Here is an 18,509-nt window from a genome sequence, read left to right as displayed (position 1 = left end):
CGATGGCACTGGATGATCGTCATCGGCCTCGGCACGGTGTGGATCCTCGACGGGCTGGAAGTGACGACGGTCGGCAACATCGCGAGCCGGCTGTCCGAGGAGGGCTCCGGCCTGGACATCACGGCCGCCCAGGTCACCGGCCTGGCCGCGGCACTGTACGTGGCGGGGGCCTGCGTGGGAGCGCTGTTCTTCGGCTGGCTCACCGACCGGTACGGCCGCAAGAAGCTGTTCATGGTGACGCTCGCGGTCTATCTCGCCGCCACCGCGATGACCGCCCTGTCCTTCAGCGCGTGGTGGTTCTTCCTCTTCCGCTTCCTCACCGGTTTCGGCATCGGCGGGGAGTACGCGGCCATCAACTCGGCGATCGACGAACTGATCCCCTCGAAGTACCGGGGCCGCGTCGATCTCATCATCAACGGCAGTTACTGGCTGGGCGCGGTCGGCGGGGCGCTGCTGTCGATCGTCATGCTGAACACGGACTACTTCCCGAAGGACCTGGGCTGGCGGCTCACCTTCGCCCTGGGCGTCGTCCTGGGCCTCGTGATCCTGCTCGTACGCCGGCATGTACCGGAGAGTCCCAGGTGGCAGTTCATCCACGGGCACGGCGAGGAGGCCGACAAGCTCGTCGGTCAGGTCGAGCGGGAGGTCGAGGAGCAGCGTCACGAGAAGCTGCCGCCGCCGGCCGGTGAGATCACGATCCACGAGCGCAAGAGCATCGGCTTCGGCCTCATCGCGAAGACGGTCTTCCGGAGCTATCCCAAGCGCGCGGTGCTCGGGCTGTCCCTCTTCATCGGGCAGGCGTTCCTGTACAACGCCATCACCTTCGGCTTCGGCACGATCCTCACCACGTTCTACGACGTCGAGAGCGGTCAGACCGGCTACTACTTCGCGGTCATCGCGGCCGGCAACTTCGTCGGACCGCTCGTACTCGGCAAGCTGTTCGACACCGTCGGGCGGCGCATCATGATCGCCGCCACGTACATCGTGCCGGGCATCCTGCTGTTCATCACGGCCTGGCTCTTCAACCGGGGCTCCCTCGACGCCACCACCCTGACCGCGTGCTGGTGCGTGGTGCTGTTCTTCGCCTCGGCCGGGGCGAGCAGCGCCTACCTGACCGTCTCCGAGGTCTTCCCGATGGAGACCAGGGCCATGGCCATCGCCTTCTTCTACGCGGTCGGTACGGCGGTCGGCGGGATCAGCGGCCCGCTCATCTTCGCCGACCTCACCGAGTCGGGCATCCCCGGCGACACCGCTCTCGCCTTCTCCATCGGTGCCGGGCTGATGTGCGCGGCTGGCATCGTCGCCGCCTTCCTCGCGGTCAACGCCGAGCAGCGCTCCCTGGAGGACATCGCACGGCCGCTCTCCCAGACGGAGAAGGCCGGCGAGGGCACGGCCCCGTAGGCGGCGCGACGCGTTGTACGGACAGACGCCCCCGCCGGTGCCGGCGGCCGGGCGGCGGTGCGGGCAGCCGCCGCCCCCAGGTCGGTTCGTGCGGCGGCAGCGCCGGTGCCGGCGGCCGGGGATCGTTCGACCTGATCGGGGTGGAGCCGGCCGCCCGGTCGCAGGGCGCTCAACAGGCCCCAGCGTGTACCGGCGTCGAACCTGTGTCCAGGCGTTCCCATACCGGGGGCTCGTACGTTCTCTCTCAGCCGGCGCAGCAGTCGCCGTCCATCAAGGAGGACCCGGATGCCCGAGAACACGAACCCGGAGCAGGAGCAGGACGACACCGAGGCCGAGGTCGTCGCGCACAGCGAGAACGACGGTTTCGAGCCGGAGGTACCGGGCTGCATCGTCAACGGCAGCAGCGCACTCTGACCCGGTCCACCGAGTCCTGAGCGCTGGGCGGGCTACTCGGCTCCCGGCTTCGTGCCGCGAACCGGGCAGCCCGCGCCTGCGTCCGCCCCGAGGCCACGGCACCGGGGCCCGCCCGTCTCCGGCCAGGCCATGAGAGAGCGCCGAATGACTTCCGTCGCCCGTACTCCGGCGCAGCGCCGGCACCCCCGCACGGTCCGGCAGGACCGCGTACGCGAACTCCCCCCGTGCCTCGCCCTCCTGACCGGACGGCCGGGCCTCACAGCACCTGACCGTGGCCGTCCCGGCCGGGTGACGCCGTGAGGATACTGCTCTGCCCGCTCAGCGACGGCGGCTACCTCTACCCGGTGATCGCTGCCGGGCGTGAGCTGACGCGCCGGGGCCATCGCGTCAGTGTCCTGGGCCGGTCGACGGCCGCGCCCGTCGCCGCCGAGGCCGGACTGCCCTTCATGACGGCGGAGGACTACGGCGGCCTGCGGGCGTTCTCGGCAGCCTGGTGGGGAACGACCGGTCAGGCGCAGTACCTGGCGACCGTGCGTGCCGCCCGCGAGGCGCGAGCCGATCTGCTGGTCACCTCCGTCCTGTGCAACGGGGCCCTGCTCGCCGCCGAGGTGCTGGACATTCCCGTGGTGGTGGTCGGCCTCTCGGCCCATCTGTGGGACTACCGGTCAGGTGGGAACGGGGAACCGCAGCTGGGCAGGACCCGGAAGAGCCGCACCGACGAAGGGCTGCGGCTGTACGCCGAGGTGCGGGAGCAGGCGGGTGAGGCCGCACGCGCCTGTCGCTGGGAGGGCAGCCCGCTGCTCGGCGACGCGTTACTGCTCCGCGGCGACCCGGCGCTGGAGCACCCGGGAGCCGAACTGCCCGAGTCGGTGAGCCACGTGGGGCCGCTGGCCTGGGAGCCGGCCGCCGACCCGGCCGAGGTCGCGAGGGTCGAGGACCACCTGGAACGGTCCGGCAAACCCGTGGTCTACGTCCACATGGGCCGCTTCTTCGGGGGCCGGAGCCTGTGGCCCCTGCTCAACGCGGCCTTCACCGGCGGCCGGTTCCAGGCGGTGGTCGAGCAGGGCCGGTCCACGGACCCGCAGCCCGCGCCGGACGCCGACCTCGTCCTCGTGCGCAAGCCGTGGATGGGTCCGCTCATCGACCTGGCCGGCCTGGTGCTGACCAACTGCACCTCCGCCCCGGTCCTGGGCGCCCTGCTGCGCGGACGGCCCCTCGCGGTCTCACCCAACGGTGCCGAGCAACCGCTGCTGGCGGGCGCCTGCCTGCGGGCCGGTGTGGCCGCGCACATCCCGAACGCCCCGTCCGAGGAGCCGTCCGCGCCGCTGGAGTCGGTGTGGGAGGACGAGGGCCTGCGGACCCGTGCGCGCGCCCTCGGCAGCCGGCTGGCCGCGATGGACAGCGCGGCCCGCGCGGCCGACATCGTCGAGCGGACGGCCCGGGCCTCCGCCACACCGAAGGAGGACCATGGGTACGCGATCAGCCGGCCTTGAGGAGGCCGCGAAACGTCTGTCCTCGGGCACACGGCGATGGGTGGGGCGGCACGCCGACTACCTCGGTTCCCCGGCCGCCCACGCCGAGCTGCCGACGACCCCGCGTGTGAAGGCGCTGCTGCAACTCGCGCTGCTCTGCCGCTTCTGGGGCAGGGTCGCGCCGGCGGACGTCGACCTCCTCGCGCCGGCCGCGGTGGTGGATCGCACCTGGAGGCGTGCCGACTTCCCCCGTCTGCTCATCGCCGACCCGAGGTACGCGCGGCAGTTCCAGCTGATGTACGCGGCGCTGGCACCGGCCGGGACCGTTCCGGACGCGCACCACGGCGCGCCGGCCCGGCTGGAGGCCGACGGTTTCCTGGCACCGCGCCGGAAGTCTCCGTACCTCCACCTGGAAACCCGGTTCTACGCCGATCTGGCGGGCGTCGGGCACCGGTTGGCCTCCTACCGGGAGCTGTACGCGTGCAGCCTGCTGGCTCGGGCCTCCACGCTGCGGGTGGCGGAGCTGGACGTCTGCGAGATCACGCACACCGTCTTCCACCTCAGCGAGTTCGGGTTCCGTGATCCCGGGCTGACCGATGACGAACGGAAGCGGGCGGTGCGCGTCGTGGAGAGCCTCACGGAGCACTGCGTACGGCAGGGGGCGTGGGACTTCACCGCGAAGCTCGTGCTCGCCCAGTACTGCCTGGGTGCCGATCCGCTGAGGACGCCTTCGGGGGCGGCCGGCATCCGGATGCTGGCGGACGCGCTGTCGCCCGACGGTGCGATACCGGGTAGATCCGTGACCGAGCGGGCCGCGCCGAGCGCGACACCCGTGGCGTTCTTCCGGAGTGCCTACCAGTCGACCCTCGGAACGGCCCTGGCGATGCTGATCGTCACCGGTGGCCGGTCCGGCGGGCTTCCGCCAGCCGACGCATCAGCGATGTCCGGCGCATCAGCGATGGGGAGTGTGCGATGAGCCTTGACCAAATAACCCGTACCGGGGGCGAACGCCTCCTGCGAGGCAAGCGGAACTGGTGGTTCCTCGGGGCCGGCGGGATCGCCCGCCTCGGCTCCAAACACCTCGACGCCGACGGGGCGCTGCTGCCCGAGACGGAGCGCTGGCTGGATGAGAAGGGCCTGTTCACCACCAGTCCGGTCCGTTCCTACGCGCTGACCGTCCTCACCAGCACCCATTGCAACCTGGGCTGCGGATACTGCTTCCAGAACACCGCCCAGGACCCGGCGGGCGGCGGGCGCCCGCCCCGGATCGCCCGGAGCCGGCTCACCTCGCGGACGATCACCTCGGTCCTCGACTTCACCCGACGGCAGATGGCCGCCGCCGATCTGGAGAGGCTGAGGATCCTCCTCTTCGGCGGAGAACCCCTGCTCAATCCGCGCGGCTGTCTCGAACTGCTGGAGCGGGCCGCGGACCTCGGGCAGACGTCGGCCTGGATGATCTCCAACGCCACACTGCTCACGCCGCGGCTGGCACGGCAGCTGGGCGAACTCGGACTCGACTCCGTCCAGGTCACCTTCGACGGCGACCGCCCCGACCACGACCGGATCCGGATCGGCAGGGCGGACGGCGGCGGCACCTTCGACACGATCATCGGCAACATCGTCGGGGCCTCGGAGGCCGCACCGGTCCGGTGGACCCTGCGGGTCAACGTCTCCCAGGAGAACATCCACGGGATCGACGGCCTGATCGACCGTCTCGCCGCCGCGCTCGACCCCGCACGGTGCACGCTGTACTTCGCCCGGGTCGGCGATGTCGGCATCGGATACGCCAACGAACTGCAGACGGGTGAGCTCTCGGCCGCCTTCGTCCGGTGGCAGCGCCGCGCTCTCGGCCTCGGCTTCACCGTGACCCGCCCCGGTGCCCGTCGGCCCTGCACCACCTGCGGTCACTCCGGCGGACGCTACGGGGCGGTGGTGAGTGCGGACGGGACACTCTCCAGCTGCTGGGAGACGGCGGGCAAGTCCGACTGGGAAGTCGGCACGGTCGCCGACGGATACGTGTCCGGCGCGAAGGCCGACGACCGCTGGATCGCCTGTGAGGATCTCTACCGCTACGACGAGGGCGCACGGGCGCTCGCGGAGTTCCGTGACACCGTCGACACGGCACTCCTCGACCACCTGGACGAGACGGGGCGCCTGTAACCATGACCTCCCCACTCGACCAGCTCTCCGACGGCGCGCTCGACTGGCTGGGGAAGAGTCTGGACCACTTCGACCCGTACTCGTCGAGCGCCCCGTCGGCCACGCACACGAAGGCGAAGGCGGCACTGGAACTGGCGCTGCTCTGCCACTGCGCCGCGCGCCTGGACAACGCCCCCGGCTCGCTGACGGGGGCTGCCGACCTGGTCCGGGCACTCTGGCGGCGCCCGGACTTCCCGGACCTCTTCGACGTCCACCCCGGGCACGCGTCCTCGTACTGGCTGATCTACACGGCACTCGCCCCCGCCGGGATCGACGGCACGCCGATGCGGCTGAGCCCCGGCTTCCTCTCGCCGCACGGGAAGTCCGCGTACCAGCGCATCGAGATCCGCTACTACGCGGACAAGGCCGGTGTCCGCCACGGGATCGAGCCGTACGCCGACCTCGTCCCGCTCAGCCCGCTCGTCGCGAGCCCGGCCGCGGAGCCGGAGACCGCGCAACCCGGGGGCACGGAGCCGCTCGCGGCCCCGCAGGCGTACGCCCTGACGCACACCGCCTTCTATCTCGGTGACTTCGGCCGGACCGACCCCGGGCTGCCCGGCGACGTCACGGCGCACGCGCGGGACCTGGTCCGCCGCCTGCTGAACCACTGCGTCGCGCACGACCGGTGGGACCTGGCCGCGGAACTCCTCCTCACGGAGTTCATCCTGGGCGGCGATCCGCTGCGTACACCCTCGGGGGCCGCGGCCGTGGAGTGCCTGGCGCGGGCCCAATCGCCCGACGGCTCGATACCCGGCCGGTCGGCCGCGCTCAGGGCGACGGGGGCGGACACGGCGGGGGAATTCTTCGACAAGGCTTACCACACGACCCTGGTAACTGCCCTGATGGCCCTGATCGTCTCGTCGGAGAGGGCGTCATGAGACCACGTCTGATACTCATCAACCAGGACTACACCCGGCTCTGGTTCGGGCAGGCGGTCTCGTCCGTCGGGGACGCCGTCTTCAGCACCACCCTGGTGCTGTGGGTGGCCACCGTGCTGGCGAAGGACCAGAGCTGGGCACCGATGGCGGTCAGCGGCGTCCTGCTGGCGACGGGCATCTCCGTCCTGGTCATCGGCCCGCTCGCGGGCGTGTTCGTCGACCGCTGGGACAAGCGCCGCACGATGCTCCGCACCGAGGTGGTCCGCGGCGGGCTGGTGGCCGTGCTGACCGCCCTGTCCTTACTGCCGCTCGACGCCCTTCCGGTCGGGGTCTGGCTGGCGATCGTCTACGCGACCGTCCTGACGCTCAACGCGGCGAGCCAGTTCTTCACCCCGGCACGCTTCTCGGTCATCGGTGATCTGGTGACCGGGGAGGCCGACCGCGCCCGGGCGGCCGGCATCGCGCAGGCCACCGGCCAGACCGCGTGGATCATCGGGCCGCCCCTCGCCGCGCCGCTGCTTTTCACCGCCGGCCTCCAGTGGGCGCTGCTCCTGAACGCGCTGTCGTACGCGGCGTCCTACGTCGTGATCCGCTCGGTCGGGGCGGACCGCAGAGCGGCCGGAACCGAGAAGCCCGCCAGCGCGTCCACCGCTCAACCCGGCAGCCTGCTACGGGAGTTCGCGGCAGGTATCCGCTTCTTCCGGCGCAGCAGGTTCCTGGTCGCGCTGACCGTGCTCGCCGTCATCGGCCAGTTCGGGACCGGCGCCCTGAGCACCCTCAACATCTTCTTCGCGACCGACAACCTCCATATGCCCGTCCACCTCTACGGCTACATCGGTACGGCCATGGGGCTGGGCGGCATCGTCGGCGCGCTGTGCGCCGGGCGTGTGGTGCAGTGGATCGGGGCGAGCCGCACCACCTGGGCGGGCCTTCTCGTGAGCGGCCTCCTGCTGTTCGTCTACTCCCGGCAGACCGGCTTCGTCGGAGGCGTCGTCCTGCTCTTCCTCTTCACCGTTCCTCTCACCATGCTGAACACGGCGATGGCACCGCTCCTGCTCGACGCCGCGCCTGCCGAATACCGGGGCCGCGTGGTTTCCGTGTTCTACCCGGTGACGCGGCTGGCGTCGATGCTCTCCGCCGTGCTGTCCGGCTGGCTCGCCAGCTCCGCGTTGCGGGACGTCGGGGGCTCTGTCGCCGGTATCCGCTTCGGCCCCGTCGACACGGTCTTCGCGATGTCCGGCGCGCTCGTCGTCCTGTCCGGCGTCTACGCCTGGACCGCTCTCCCGCGCGGGGAAACCCCCGGGGAGACCGGCCCCGAGCCGGCCTCCGCACCGGGCGAGTCGCTGCCCGCCGCACCTAGAGGGAGCGCCCAGTGACCGGGAGGCGCGGACCGCACCGGCCTGCGCACCATCCGTCCTGACGAGGAGACGGGGCTCGTCGTTCCTTCCGCCCGCTCGCAGGGTGGTGGCTCTCCGGCTCTGGCGTGCCGGGTCGCGTACCGCCGACGCCGTAGCATCGGCGGCACGCTGACCGCCGACGGCTCAACCGCCGTGCGGGGCCTGCGGCGGCAGCCCGTCGAGCAGTACGTCCCGCAGCGCGTCCACGAGCTCCAGGCTCCGCGCGCGGACCGCCGACGCCGTCTCGTCGCGCCGCCGTTCGGCGACGACCGCGAGCGCCGCCGCGGCCTGGCGGGCGAAGAGGGCGAGCAGGTCGAGTTCGGAGAGGCTGGACCGTGACTGCTCGGCGGGATCGAGCACTTCGAGTACCCCGAGCACCCGGTCGCCGTGCGCGAGCGGCGCCGCCATCAGCGCGTCCGGCACATACCCCGTCGACTGCGCGACGTCCCGGGCGAACATGCCCTGCTTTCTCAGGTCGTCCGCGACCATCGGCTCGCCCGAGACGAGCACCCAGCCCGCCAGCCCGCGGCCGGCCGGGAAGCGGGAACCCACGAGCGATTCCTCGCCCTCCCCCGCCACCGCCTGGAAGACCAACTCGTCGGCCTCCTCGTCGTGCAGCAGGACGGAGCTGGCCGCGGCGCCGAAGATGGCCCGCGCGGTGTCGACAACGGACTGCAACAGATCGCGCTCGGCGCTGCCGGCCCGTGTCGCGGGGCCCACGCCGGTGGCGGGGACGAGGCCGTGGGACTGACTCATGATTCACCTCGGGTTCCTGGTTCGCCGATGCGTACGTTCGCGGCGGAGAGGTAGAGCGCGTGCTTGATCTGGAACGGCGTCAGCTTCGGCCGGCTGCCGAGCAGCCGTGCGCACATCCCGCTGATGAACGGGGTGGCGAAGCTGTTTCCCGTGGTGCGGATGGTCCTGCCGCCCGTCCAGGCCACCTGCACGTTCTGGCCGGGGGCGAAGAACTCCACCGGGGGCGCGGGGTTGTAGAGGAAGAGTCCGGCGTCGTCCTCGCGGTGCGTACCGACCGAGATGACCGAGGAGAACCGCCAGGGGAAGCTCTCCACCGGGGTGTTGTGGGCCGATGCCACCAGCGTGGTCCCGGAGAAGAACGCCTGGTCGGCCAGGGCCCGCAGGGTCTCGAGGAACTTCGGCCGGGTCGTGGACAGGCTCAGGTTTACCACGTCGAAGCCCTGGTCGACGGCCCAGCGCAGACCGGTGAGCAGGGCGTCGCCGCTTCCCGTGAAACCCTCACCCAGCACCCGGACGCTGTACAGCGAGCAGCCCGGTGCCACCCGCCGGATGATTCCGGCGCACGCCGTTCCGTGTCCGCAGCCGTCGCCGGTGCCGTCGGGCAGCGGACCGCTGTCGACGACGCGCAGGCTCCCGTCGGGTGCGGGGGCCACCTCGTAGGAGCCCTGGACGGCGCCGACCGAGGGATGGCCGCACTCCACGCCGGTGTCGACCACGCAGACGCGCACCCCTGCCCCGTCGGACCACGCCGACGGGTCGGCGGACAGCGCCGGCACCGTGTCGGCGCGCATCGTGAGGTCCTCGGGGCTACGGTCGCGCAGGCTCCAGGTGAGCCCTCCTGCCGTCCCGGTGGTCATACGGTCTCCCCTTCGCGCCCGGCCGGGCGGTCCGTGCTCCGGGCCGCGGCCGCGCTGTCGTCGGCGAACGCGGCCGCGCGGTCCGCGCCGAGCCGGTGTCCCTTGGCGGCGAAGTGCCGTTGGGCCGTGCGCGCCTGCCGTGCCGCCTCGCCGTGCCGGGCCAGCGTGCGCAGCGTGTGCGCGCTGTCGAGGGCGGCGGTGCCGCGGACGACCGGGGAGTCCGTGTCGCAGGCCGCGGCGGTCGCCCGGTCCGCGCAGGCGCGTGCGGCGCCCGGCTCCCCGGTGAGGGCGAGGGCGCGGGCCCGCAGCCCGTCCGCGTCGGCGGACTCCGCCGGGGGCAGGCCCGCCTCCTGGGGGTCCGGCAGGCCCAGCGCCTGTGCCGGGTCACCCCGGTCCAGGAGGATCCGGGCCCGCTCGCGGTCGATGCCGGGCAGCGCCCCCGTCGCGCCGAGCTCGGCGCCGGCGCGGGCCGCCTCGTCCAGCAGGGCGAGCCTGCGCTCGGGCGTCCCCGTCAGGGCTTCGACCTCGGCGGCGAACAGGGGGACGAACAGCGCGCTTTCGGCGTAGCCGAGGCCGTCGGCGAGCCGTGCCGCCTCGGCCAGCAGCTCGCGTCCCTCGTCGGGGCGTCCCTGCAGGGCCAGGAGCACGGCCAGCGGGCAGGCCAGGGTGGCCCGGACGGTCGGTCTGCCGGCGCCGTGGACCGTCAGCAGTTCCTCGCAGCGTGCGACGGCGCGGGCGACCGGGGTGGGGCCCCGCCACAGGGAGATGCCGACCGCGCCGAGGGCCAGGGCCCGTTCGGGTTCGGCGTCCGCGCGGCCGGCGTGCTCCAGGGCCCGGCTCAGCAATGCCTCGGCCTCGGCGTGCCGGCCGCGCCGCTGGCAGTCCTGGGCGATGCGGACGCAGGCGCGGGCGATGCCCTGGTCGTCGCCCGCCGCCGTGAACAGTTCGAGCGCGGCCTCGGCCACGTGGGCGGCGGACCCGTGCCGGGGGTCGAGGGCGGTCAGCGCGAGCCGGGCGTGGGCGGCGCCCAGTCGGTCACCCGTGTGTTCCGCCGTGTCGAGGGCGCCTGCCAGCAGTTCCCGGCCGCGCACCGGTTCACCGCGGGCGACCTTCGTCTCGCCGAGCCGGCGGGCGGTCTCGGCGGCGGGCCCGCCTGCGGCGGCAAGGTCCAGGGCCTGGGTGAGGAGGTCGTCGGCCCACGGCAGGTCGGAGCGGGCCAGGGCGGCCGTTCCGGCGCGGGTGAGCAGGCCGGCGGCGCGCGCCCCGAGCGCGTCGGTGCCGTCGTCGCGTATCCCCAGTTCGGTGAGCAGCCGGTGGGCGCGGGCCAGATGGCTGCCGACGGCCGCGTCCCCCGCCTCGTGCTCGACGAGGACGCGGGCGGCGTGCTCGTGGCGCCGGGCCCGTACCTTCTTGGCCATCCCGCGGTAGGCGGTCTCCTGCACCAGGCCGCTGCCGAACCGGAGCACCGGGCTCGCGGCCGTCGTGCGGCCGCCCGGTTCGATGAGCCTGCGCCGCATGAGGCCGCGCAGCAGACCGATGGCCGATTCCGCGGGTGCGGAGTGCTCGGCGGTGGCCAGTTCGGTCAGCTCGCCCCGGCGGAACTCGCGTCCCAGGACGGCGGCCAGCTGCAGCAGGGTCCGTTCGTCGGGAGGCAGCGCGTCGATGCGGGCCCCGAGCAGGGCGTGCACGGTGAGCGGCAGGTCGTCGCATTCGGCCGCCATGGCGGTCAGGTGCTCCAGGTACAGCGGATTGCCCTCGGCGCGGTCGAGGGCACCTTCCAGTACGCCCTGCCGGTGGGCCGCCACCTCGACCAGTTCACCGGCGAGCGCGGCCGCCTCCTCGGGCGTGAGCGGCGTGAGCATCAGCGACCCGGAGCGCATCCGGCCGCTGCCCCACCCGGGGTGGGTCTCCAGCAGCTCGGGACGCGCGGCGCACACCAGGGCGACGGCCGAGCGGTCGAGTTCGTCCAGCAGCCGGTCCGCCATGTCGAGCAGCGGTGCGGAGGCCCAGTGGCAGTCGTCCAGCACCAGCACCACGGGCCGTTCACGGGACAGCCCGTCCAGCAGGCAGGCCAGGGCCATGAGGGTGTCGTCGGACGAGGGGCTGGGCGTGCCGTCGGCCAGCAGACCGGCCCGCAGCAGGCGCAGCGCCTGCTCGGCCTCCCTGCGTTCGTGCACCGGCAGCCGGGCGAGCCCGGCGTCCTCTCCTACGGCGGCGAGCACCTGGCGTACGGCTTCGGCGAGCGGCGAGAGCGTGCCGGTCTCGCCGTACGGACGGCACCGGCCCTCGCCGTACGCCGGGCAGTCCCTGAGCCATTCGCGCAGCAGACGCGTCTTGCCGAGGCCCGCCTCGCCGTAGACGGTCACCAGGTGCGAACGGGGGTCCGTCGCCAGTTTGCGGAGCAGCAGGCGGAGTTCGGCCAGTTCCTGCTCACGGCCGATGAACGGGGTGTCGAAACGGCGGACCCGTTCCGGGTCGTCCTCGTGCAGTGCGACCAGGCGGCGTGCCGGGACGGGGGCGTCGACGCCCTTGAGGGAGAGCGATCCGGCGGACTCGGTGACCGCCGAGGGCCCGGCGGCGCGCAGCGTGGCCGGGCCGATCAGGATCTCGCCCGGACCGGCGTGCTGTTCGAGCCTGGCGCCGATGTTGACCACCTCGCCGGAGACGAGGGCCTGCCGTGCGGCGGGGTCGACGCTCACGACGACCTCGCCGGTGTTCACGCCGATGCGGACGGCGAGCCGGACGCCGTGCTCGCGCTCCAGCTCGGTGTTGAGTCCGTCGAGGCCGGTGACCATCCCGCGGGCGGCGGCCAGCGCCCGGCGGGCGTCGTCCTCGTGGCGCGCGGGGACACCGAAGACCGCCATCACGGCATCGCCGATGAACTTCTCCACCGTGCCGCCGTGTTCCTCGATCCTGGCCCGCATCAGCGCGAAGTACCGGAGGGTCACCGTGCGCAGCGTCTCCGGGTCGAGCCGTCCGGACAGGGCGGTGGAGCCGACGAGGTCGCAGAAGATCACGGTCACCACCCGGCGCTCCTCGGCGGCGCCGGAACCGGTCGCGGCCACGCAGGCGGCTCCGCACCGGGGACAGAAGGCCGCGCCGTCCGGCGGCGGTTCGGGGCAGTGGGGACATTTCAGCCGAACGGTCATCAGAACAGCGCCCCGCCGGCGATCTCGCTGTGCGCCTGCACCTCGGGCTCGGCGGCGTCCAGCCGCTCCTTCAGGGCCAGCAGCAGGGTCAGTTCCTCCGTGCTGAGTTCATGGAGCACCTCCCGCTGCTCGGCCGAGAGGCTGTGGAGCGGGAACCCGGCGTCCTCCAGCGCGCGGAGGCGGTCGCGATCGTGCGCGTGATCAGACATGGGCGCTCTCCGATACGTGAGGTGCCGTGGCGATGCGGTCGAACAGCTCGGCGAGGGCGGTGACCGTGTGCAGTGCGCTGACGGCGACCAGGGAGCGCTGCGCGGGCTTCAGCGGCAGCGTGTCCAGCAGCCGGTCCAGGTCCGCGCTGTGCCCGTCGTCGAGGTCGGCGTGGAGGCGTACGGTCTCGAAGGCGGTCTGCGGCAGTCCGGTCGCACGAGCCAGCCTGCCGGCCAGGCCCGGCGCCGGGGCGTTGCCCTCCAGTACCGCGATGTAGCCGAGCAGGGCCACCGGGTGGCCGTGCTCGATCCAGTAGTACTGCGCTCCCACCAGGGCGGCGACATGGGCCGGCGGGACGGCGGCGGTCAACTCGCCCGGCGGCGTCCCGGATGCCGCGGCGTCGGTGAGGAGCCAGTCGTCGTGGCCCCTCTCCTGTTCGGTGTGCGTCCGCAGGTACCGCGCCAGAGGCGGTGCCAGCGGGTCGGGCCCGAGCGTCTCGCACCGCGTGGCGGCCCGCTCCATCAGAGGAACGGAGGCGCGGATCACCTGGTGCATGGCGCGCAGGTAGTGCCGGTAGCGGCCGGGGAGCCCCGCGTCGGAGCGCCACACGCGGGCGGCGGCGGCGCGCAGTACCGGGTTCACGAGGGAGAGTTCGAGTCGCAGGCTCCCGGCCGCGGACAGGCTCATGCGGGAGCCTCCTCGTCCGCCGGGCCGCCGAGCAGCACGAGCGGCGCGTACCGCTCGCTTCCGTACCGCCGCACCAGCACCTCGGCCCCCGCGTCGCGCTGGAGCCGGGCACCGAGCATGTCCATCGCGCCGGCCGCCGGACTGGACCCCGCCCGCTCGGCGGCGGCCAGCGCGGCGGGCCGCCGCGTCAGACCGCGGCAGTCGGTACAGGACGCGACGCCCGCGGTACGCAGGCTCCGCAGGACGGGTGACTCCTGGCAGCGGCGCCGTATGTGCGGCCAGTCGTCCATGGCGATGTCTCCCAGGCGCAGGTGTGCCGGCACGGGGCGGGCGTCCACCACGCGCTGGTTGCAGCAGGCCGTCACCGTCCCGTCGAAGGCCACCACCGGCCAGGCCGCCATCGCACAGGGGGCCGGCGGCCCCGCGCCGTCTCCGGCCGGGACCGGTCGCGCGGCCGTCCAGCCCGCCGCCCGGCCGGCCGGCCGGACGTGGTTGACCAGTACCGCCGCCCGGTCGTGGAACTCGGTGCGTATCGAAGCGGTGATGTCCGCGAGATACGGATCGTCCGCCGAATGACCCACCACATGAAAACTCACGTCGATTCCGCTTTCCATGATGTGGTGCACCGCACGGAAAGCCGCGGCACGCGGTACTTCGCGTTCGTGGAATACGTCGATGCTCGCCGAGAAATGGTCGACATGCCTCAGGGCTCGCAGGATGCGGGCGGGTGTGCGCCCGTCGGCCGCGAAGAACATGCCACTGAGCACCGCCGTCCGCGTCCCGGCCGACGCGGCGAGGGCCGCGAGTTCGTCCACGAGCGCGGGCCGCAGCAGGGGCTCACCGCCCGTCAGCATGAGGACAGCCGGACGGTCCTCGGCGGTGAAGCCGCCGACGAAGCGGCGCAGCGCGTCGGCCGGAGTGTCCTCTCCGCGCGGCCCCGACGAAGTGGAGCAGTGGGCACAGCTCAGCGGGCAACGTCTGGTGAGGGTGGCGAGCAGCCCCGCGGCCGGAACCGGACGCAGTTCGATGATCTCCGCCAGTCGCATCGCGTCACCTCCGTCGGTCAGCGGACCTGGGACCCCAGCGTGCGTGCCACCGGTTCGGTCGCGGTTGGTGCCGGGTTCGGGGCCGGTACGCGGCGCAGGGCCGGCGGGGTGTGCGGGTGACCGGACGCGGGTGGCCGTTTCGCCATGTTCTGTACGCCCGTTGCCGCTTCGTCCCGGCGGGTGCGTTGCTGCATGCACCTTGAGCCATCCTCGGCCCCATGGCCCCGCCTCCGACTTGTGACCATGCTGTGAAGAACGGACGGGAATTCCATCGAATTCCCGACGCATTCACGGCTCCTCGCGGATTCGCTCACCCCCCCGACCGCTCCCCGGAGGCTTTCGTGCAAGGAATTGTTCTCTTCTCCCGGAATTCCGACGACACCGGCTGGGGAAGGGGTTGAGGGAAATGACCGACACTTTCACCGGGAGCCGCAGCAGGGAGGCGGATACCGGCATTCCCTGGGAGCGCGCCGGCGACACCGGCGCCCCGCTGCGTATCGCCCTCCTCGGTCCGCTGCGCGCCTCCCGCGACGGTCACCCCCTGCCGCTCGGTCCGCTGAAACAGCGCCTCGTCCTGGCGGTCCTCCTCACCCGCCCGAACGCACCGGTGTCGCTGGAAGAGCTGACCGACGCCGTCTGGCCGGACGATCCGCCCCGCACAGCCCGCAAGAACCTCCAGGTGTACGTCTCGACGCTGCGCCGCGTCCTGGACCCCGATGACCTCGGCCGGCTGCACCACGGCCCCGGCGGCTACGTCCTGCAGCTCACCGCGGCCGAGTGCGACAGCCTGCGCTTCGACGAACTCGCCCGGCGCGGCGACGCCGAGGTCCGCGCGGGCGCCCCGGACCGCGCGGCCCCGCTGTACCGGCGGGCACTGGACCTGTGGCGCCATGACCCCTTCAGCGACCTCGCGGCCCGTGCCGATGTGCTGCGCGCCGCCGTGGAGCGGCACCGCGTCCGCCGGCTGGCGGTGTACGAGGCGTGGGCGGAGGCGCAGTTGGAGACCGGCGAGCCGGCGCCGGTCGCCGACACCGTGGACGAGATGGTGAGCCGCCATCCCCTGCGGGAACGGCTGCGCGCCGCCCAGCTCACCGCGCTGCACCGGGTCGGCCGCCGAACGGAGGCGCTGGCCGCCTACGACGACTGCCGCCAGCAGCTCTCCCGGGAACTGGGTCTGGAACCCGGTGCGGCGCTGCAGTCCGCCTACCGTTCGCTGCTGGACGATGTGCCCCGGCCCCGGGCGCGCGGGGGCGCCGCCGGGTCACGGCTGCTCCCGCCGGAACTCGCCGACTTCACCGGGCGCAGGCGGGAACGGTGGGCCGTCACCGCGCAGTTGGAGCGCGAGGGCGGGCCTCCGGTGCTCCTCACCGGACCGGCCGGCGTCGGCAAGACGACGCTTGCCGTGCATGTCGCGCACCGCCTCGCCGCGCGTTACCCCGACGGCGTGGTCGCGACCCGGCTGTGCTCCGAGGACGGCTCCGCCCGCCCGTGGAGGTCGGTGCTGTCGGAGCTGGCCCGGGCCCTGGGCTGCACCGAACGGCTGCCCACCGACCGGGAGGAGGCCGCCACCACCTGGCGGTCCTGGCTGTCCGTGCGGCGCGTCCTGCTGCTCCTGGACGACGCGCCCGACGCCACCGCCCTCGGCCCGCTGCTGCCGCCGTCGGGCCCCAGCGCCGCACTGGTCACTTCCCGGAGCCGCCTTCCTTGCCTCGAATCCGCGCACCGGACCGAACTTCCGCCGCTGTCCGCCGAGGAGGCCCTGCACCTGCTCGGCGGCATCATCGGCCGGACCCGGCTGCAGGCCGAGTACGCCGCCGCCGAACGCATCGCCACCGCCACCGGGCTCCTCCCGCTCGCGCTGCGGGCCGGCGGGAACCGTCTTTCCGTACTGCGCCACATGCCGCTCGGACAGTACGCGGACCGCCTCGAACACCCGCTGGAGGCCCTGGACGAACTCTCGTCCGGCGGCCTCGGCGTCCGCGCCCGTCTCGCCGGCGCCTGGGCCCGGCTCCCCGGTCCCGCCCGCGTCACCCTCAACTCCCTGGCCGCGCTGCCGGGCCCCGCCTTCTCCCTCCGCACCGCCGCCCGGGTCCTGGGCATGGACGGACAGGGTGCGCAGCGCGCCCTGGAGGGTCTGATCGACGTCGGCGTCCTGGCGCCGCCGTCCTGTCCGGAGGTGACCGCGCACAGAGCGGCGGACGCGGAGCGCGTGCGCTATGAACTGCCGTGGCTGACCCTGTTGTTCGCGCGGGAACAGGCGGCCGGCGCGGGCACACGGTGCTAGGGCGTATTTCGGAGGTCCCGCCTGTCCGGCGACGCCCGGGGCCGCGTCAGCCGAGCCGTGCGGGCCCTCCCGTGAGCGCACCCGGGGAGCATTCCCGGGCCGGGAAGGCCCCGCCCGAAAACGCCTCCCGGCCGCCTCCGGCCCCGTACCGAAGGGGGCCCGGACCGTCCGCGTCCGACCGGACGCGGACGGCGGTCCCCGTGAGGCGTTCAGGCGCTGCCCGGGGCCGGGGCGGAGGACTGCACCCGGGCCAGGTAACCGGCCTGGAAGCGGCTGGCCGCGCCCAGCTGCTCCATGATCTCCGCGATGTGCTTTCGGCAGGTGCGCAGGGACATGCCCAGCCGCCTGGCCACCATCTCGTCCTTCATGCCTTCCGCCAGCAGCCGCACGATGGCCTGCTTCACCTCGTCCCGCGCCGAACTCTCCGTCCAGGCAGGGTGATAGGGCTCTGCCAGCGACCAGGCGTGGTCGAAGGTCGCGCACAAGTAGGCCACCGTCGACGGCTCGTGGATGACGATGGCCGCGTCCAGGTCGTCCTGGTGCGGGATGAACACCGTGTCGCCGTCGAAGGCGACCATGCGGCCGAACAGTTCGCTCAGCGTCCTGATCTCGGCGCCCTCGCCGGTCATCCGCCGGGCGTACTCCTGCGTGGGCAGGTGGTAGCGGGCGGTGTGCTGGTAGAGCGTGCGCATCCGCACGCCCCGGCGCAGCATGTCCCGGTCCTGGATGAACGCCTGCTCCAGCAGCGTCGGGGAGCGGCCTCCGCCGGGGTGACAGGTGCGCACCTCCTGCCGGCACCGCATGGTCGCCTCGGTGATCATGCCGACGACCGTCTTCAGGTCCGTGACCTCCGTCAGCGGCGTCCGCCCCTGCCACCGGCGCCGCCCCTCCGCGTAGAGCGGCGTCAAAAGGGCCATCTCGCCGCGCAGTTGGTCGATCTCGGCGAGCTGCCGGCGCAGCCCCGCCTCCTTCGGCGCGACCAGCGCGGCAATGGCCGCGTCCGGCGCGACCGGCACCAGCCGGTCGGGGTCCTCGGGCAGGTGCCGCAGCAGCAGCAGTTCGGTCAGGGTCGCCACGGCCGAGGCCGCGCAGCTCTCCGGCATCCCCAGCGCCGCGCCCAGCGTCCTCCCGTCGCATGATCCCTGGTCGCTCACCCACCGGAACACCCGGACGGCGTCCTCGGACAACTGCGTGTAGGGCGCCGTCCCGTCAGCCGCCTTGCGAAGATCCGGTAACTGGCCGTCCTCACCGATGCCGCCCACCCAACCCCCTCATCAGCCGGAAGACCCGGCTCCGGCCCGTACTGATGTCTATTGTTCAGACGCGCGGTGGATATTCACCAGACCCCCTGGAAGGAATCACCGTGGAACGGATCAAAGGAGCACTCACCCTGCTCCTCGAACTCGCCGCGCTCCTCCTCGGCGGCCGGGCCGGCGCCCGGCAGCACCCTGCCGGTGGCGACGGGGGCCCGGCCCGCGAGGTGCTGAACCAACCTCCGCGGCCGGTCCGGGGCGACGACGGCGACACGCCGAACGTACGCACGCCCCACTGGTGACCGGCGACAGGCCCTGCGCATCCGCGGCCCACCGACGGCCGGCGACACGCCGTACACAGCCACTCCCACCGACGACCGGTAACGCTCCGTACGCGCTGTGCATAGGAGCGGACCGACACCCCGCTCACCGGCGTCGGCGGTGAGACAGAGCATTCAGTGAGACCGGCAGCCGCCCCGGCCGATCCCGGACGCACCCGTCCGGCCCCC

At 73.1% G+C, this 18,509-nt stretch carries 16 protein-coding genes and 1 pseudogene; 10 read left to right on the top strand and 7 right to left on the bottom strand.

The window, feature by feature from the left end; all coding sequences use genetic code 11:
* Positions 1 to 12 precede the first annotated feature (12 nt).
* From ACFYPA_RS18290 to ACFYPA_RS18255, 8 genes and pseudogenes are all read left to right on the top strand, one after another.
* Positions 13 to 1,401, top strand: a complete 1,389-nt coding sequence (locus ACFYPA_RS18290; protein ID WP_389133136.1) for an MFS transporter — start codon at positions 13 to 15, stop codon at positions 1,399 to 1,401.
* A gap of 285 nt (positions 1,402 to 1,686) precedes the next feature.
* Positions 1,687 to 1,815: a hypothetical protein gene (locus tag ACFYPA_RS18285; RefSeq protein ID WP_350993337.1), complete on the top strand. Its 129-nt coding sequence runs from the start codon at positions 1,687 to 1,689 to the stop codon at positions 1,813 to 1,815.
* Positions 1,816 to 2,111: 296 nt separating this feature from the next.
* Entirely contained in the window at positions 2,112 to 3,308 is a 1,197-nt protein-coding gene (locus ACFYPA_RS18280; RefSeq protein WP_359079188.1) for a glycosyltransferase, read from the top strand.
* Positions 3,283 to 4,263, top strand: a complete 981-nt coding sequence (locus ACFYPA_RS18275; RefSeq protein ID WP_389132821.1) for a DUF6895 family protein — start codon at positions 3,283 to 3,285, stop codon at positions 4,261 to 4,263. The genes ACFYPA_RS18280 and ACFYPA_RS18275 overlap by 26 nt, the downstream gene beginning before the upstream one ends.
* Positions 4,260 to 5,447 carry a radical SAM protein gene (locus ACFYPA_RS18270; protein ID WP_359352412.1) on the top strand — a complete coding sequence of 396 codons (1,188 nt, stop codon included), beginning with the start codon at positions 4,260 to 4,262 and terminating at the stop codon, positions 5,445 to 5,447. Before ACFYPA_RS18275 ends, ACFYPA_RS18270 begins: the two co-directional genes overlap by 4 nt.
* A gap of 2 nt (positions 5,448 to 5,449) precedes the next feature.
* Positions 5,450 to 6,364, top strand: a complete 915-nt coding sequence (locus ACFYPA_RS18265) for a DUF6895 family protein (protein ID WP_359316618.1) — start codon at positions 5,450 to 5,452, stop codon at positions 6,362 to 6,364.
* Positions 6,361 to 7,740 (top strand): MFS transporter, encoded by a 1,380-nt coding sequence (locus ACFYPA_RS18260; RefSeq protein WP_359316615.1) that lies wholly within the window; start codon positions 6,361 to 6,363, stop codon positions 7,738 to 7,740. The genes ACFYPA_RS18265 and ACFYPA_RS18260 overlap by 4 nt, the downstream gene beginning before the upstream one ends.
* A gap of 24 nt (positions 7,741 to 7,764) precedes the next feature.
* Positions 7,765 to 7,830: pseudogene (locus tag ACFYPA_RS18255) on the top strand (MerR family transcriptional regulator); the annotation flags it as partial.
* A gap of 75 nt (positions 7,831 to 7,905) precedes the next feature.
* On the opposite strand, the gene ACFYPA_RS18250 reads toward ACFYPA_RS18255, so the two are convergent.
* From ACFYPA_RS18250 to ACFYPA_RS18225, 6 genes are all read right to left on the bottom strand, one after another.
* Positions 7,906 to 8,517 carry a GAF domain-containing protein gene (locus ACFYPA_RS18250; RefSeq protein ID WP_359079178.1) on the bottom strand — a complete coding sequence of 204 codons (612 nt, stop codon included), beginning with the start codon at positions 8,515 to 8,517 and terminating at the stop codon, positions 7,906 to 7,908.
* Entirely contained in the window at positions 8,514 to 9,374 is an 861-nt protein-coding gene (locus ACFYPA_RS18245; protein ID WP_359316613.1) for a S8 family serine peptidase, read from the bottom strand. Before ACFYPA_RS18245 ends, ACFYPA_RS18250 begins: the two co-directional genes overlap by 4 nt.
* Entirely contained in the window at positions 9,371 to 12,439 is a 3,069-nt protein-coding gene (locus tag ACFYPA_RS18240; RefSeq protein WP_389132815.1) for an AAA family ATPase, read from the bottom strand. Before ACFYPA_RS18240 ends, ACFYPA_RS18245 begins: the two co-directional genes overlap by 4 nt.
* Positions 12,440 to 12,522: 83 nt before the next feature.
* A complete protein-coding gene (locus tag ACFYPA_RS18235; protein WP_359079172.1) occupies positions 12,523 to 12,732 on the bottom strand; it encodes an aroma-sacti cluster domain-containing protein in 210 nt (69 codons plus the stop codon).
* Positions 12,725 to 13,417: an iron-containing redox enzyme family protein gene (locus tag ACFYPA_RS18230; RefSeq protein ID WP_389132812.1), complete on the bottom strand. Its 693-nt coding sequence runs from the start codon at positions 13,415 to 13,417 to the stop codon at positions 12,725 to 12,727. Before ACFYPA_RS18230 ends, ACFYPA_RS18235 begins: the two co-directional genes overlap by 8 nt.
* Positions 13,414 to 14,463: a radical SAM protein gene (locus tag ACFYPA_RS18225; RefSeq protein WP_389132809.1), complete on the bottom strand. Its 1,050-nt coding sequence runs from the start codon at positions 14,461 to 14,463 to the stop codon at positions 13,414 to 13,416. Before ACFYPA_RS18225 ends, ACFYPA_RS18230 begins: the two co-directional genes overlap by 4 nt.
* A gap of 406 nt (positions 14,464 to 14,869) precedes the next feature.
* Here ACFYPA_RS18225 and ACFYPA_RS18220 point away from each other — a divergent pair, with 406 nt between their 5' ends.
* The gene (locus ACFYPA_RS18220; RefSeq protein ID WP_389132807.1) at positions 14,870 to 16,747 is read left to right on the top strand and encodes a BTAD domain-containing putative transcriptional regulator; all 1,878 of its coding nucleotides are present in this window, start codon (positions 14,870 to 14,872) and stop codon (positions 16,745 to 16,747) included.
* A 209-nt stretch (positions 16,748 to 16,956) separates the two neighbouring features.
* On the opposite strand, the gene ACFYPA_RS18215 is transcribed toward ACFYPA_RS18220, so the two are convergent.
* Entirely contained in the window at positions 16,957 to 18,009 is a 1,053-nt protein-coding gene (locus ACFYPA_RS18215) for a LuxR C-terminal-related transcriptional regulator (protein ID WP_359079164.1), read from the bottom strand.
* 101 nt (positions 18,010 to 18,110) lie between these two features.
* Between ACFYPA_RS18215 and ACFYPA_RS18210 the strand changes: the two genes are divergently transcribed.
* The gene (locus ACFYPA_RS18210; protein ID WP_389132804.1) at positions 18,111 to 18,302 is read left to right on the top strand and encodes a hypothetical protein; all 192 of its coding nucleotides are present in this window, start codon (positions 18,111 to 18,113) and stop codon (positions 18,300 to 18,302) included.
* The last annotated feature ends 207 nt before the right edge of the window (positions 18,303 to 18,509 follow it).

Source organism: Streptomyces sp. NPDC005775 (genome assembly GCF_042871565.1).
Taxonomy (GTDB): domain Bacteria; phylum Actinomycetota; class Actinomycetes; order Streptomycetales; family Streptomycetaceae; genus Streptomyces.
The sequence above is the reverse complement of the archived record's forward strand: the minus strand, read 5'-3'. Positions and strand labels throughout refer to the sequence as shown.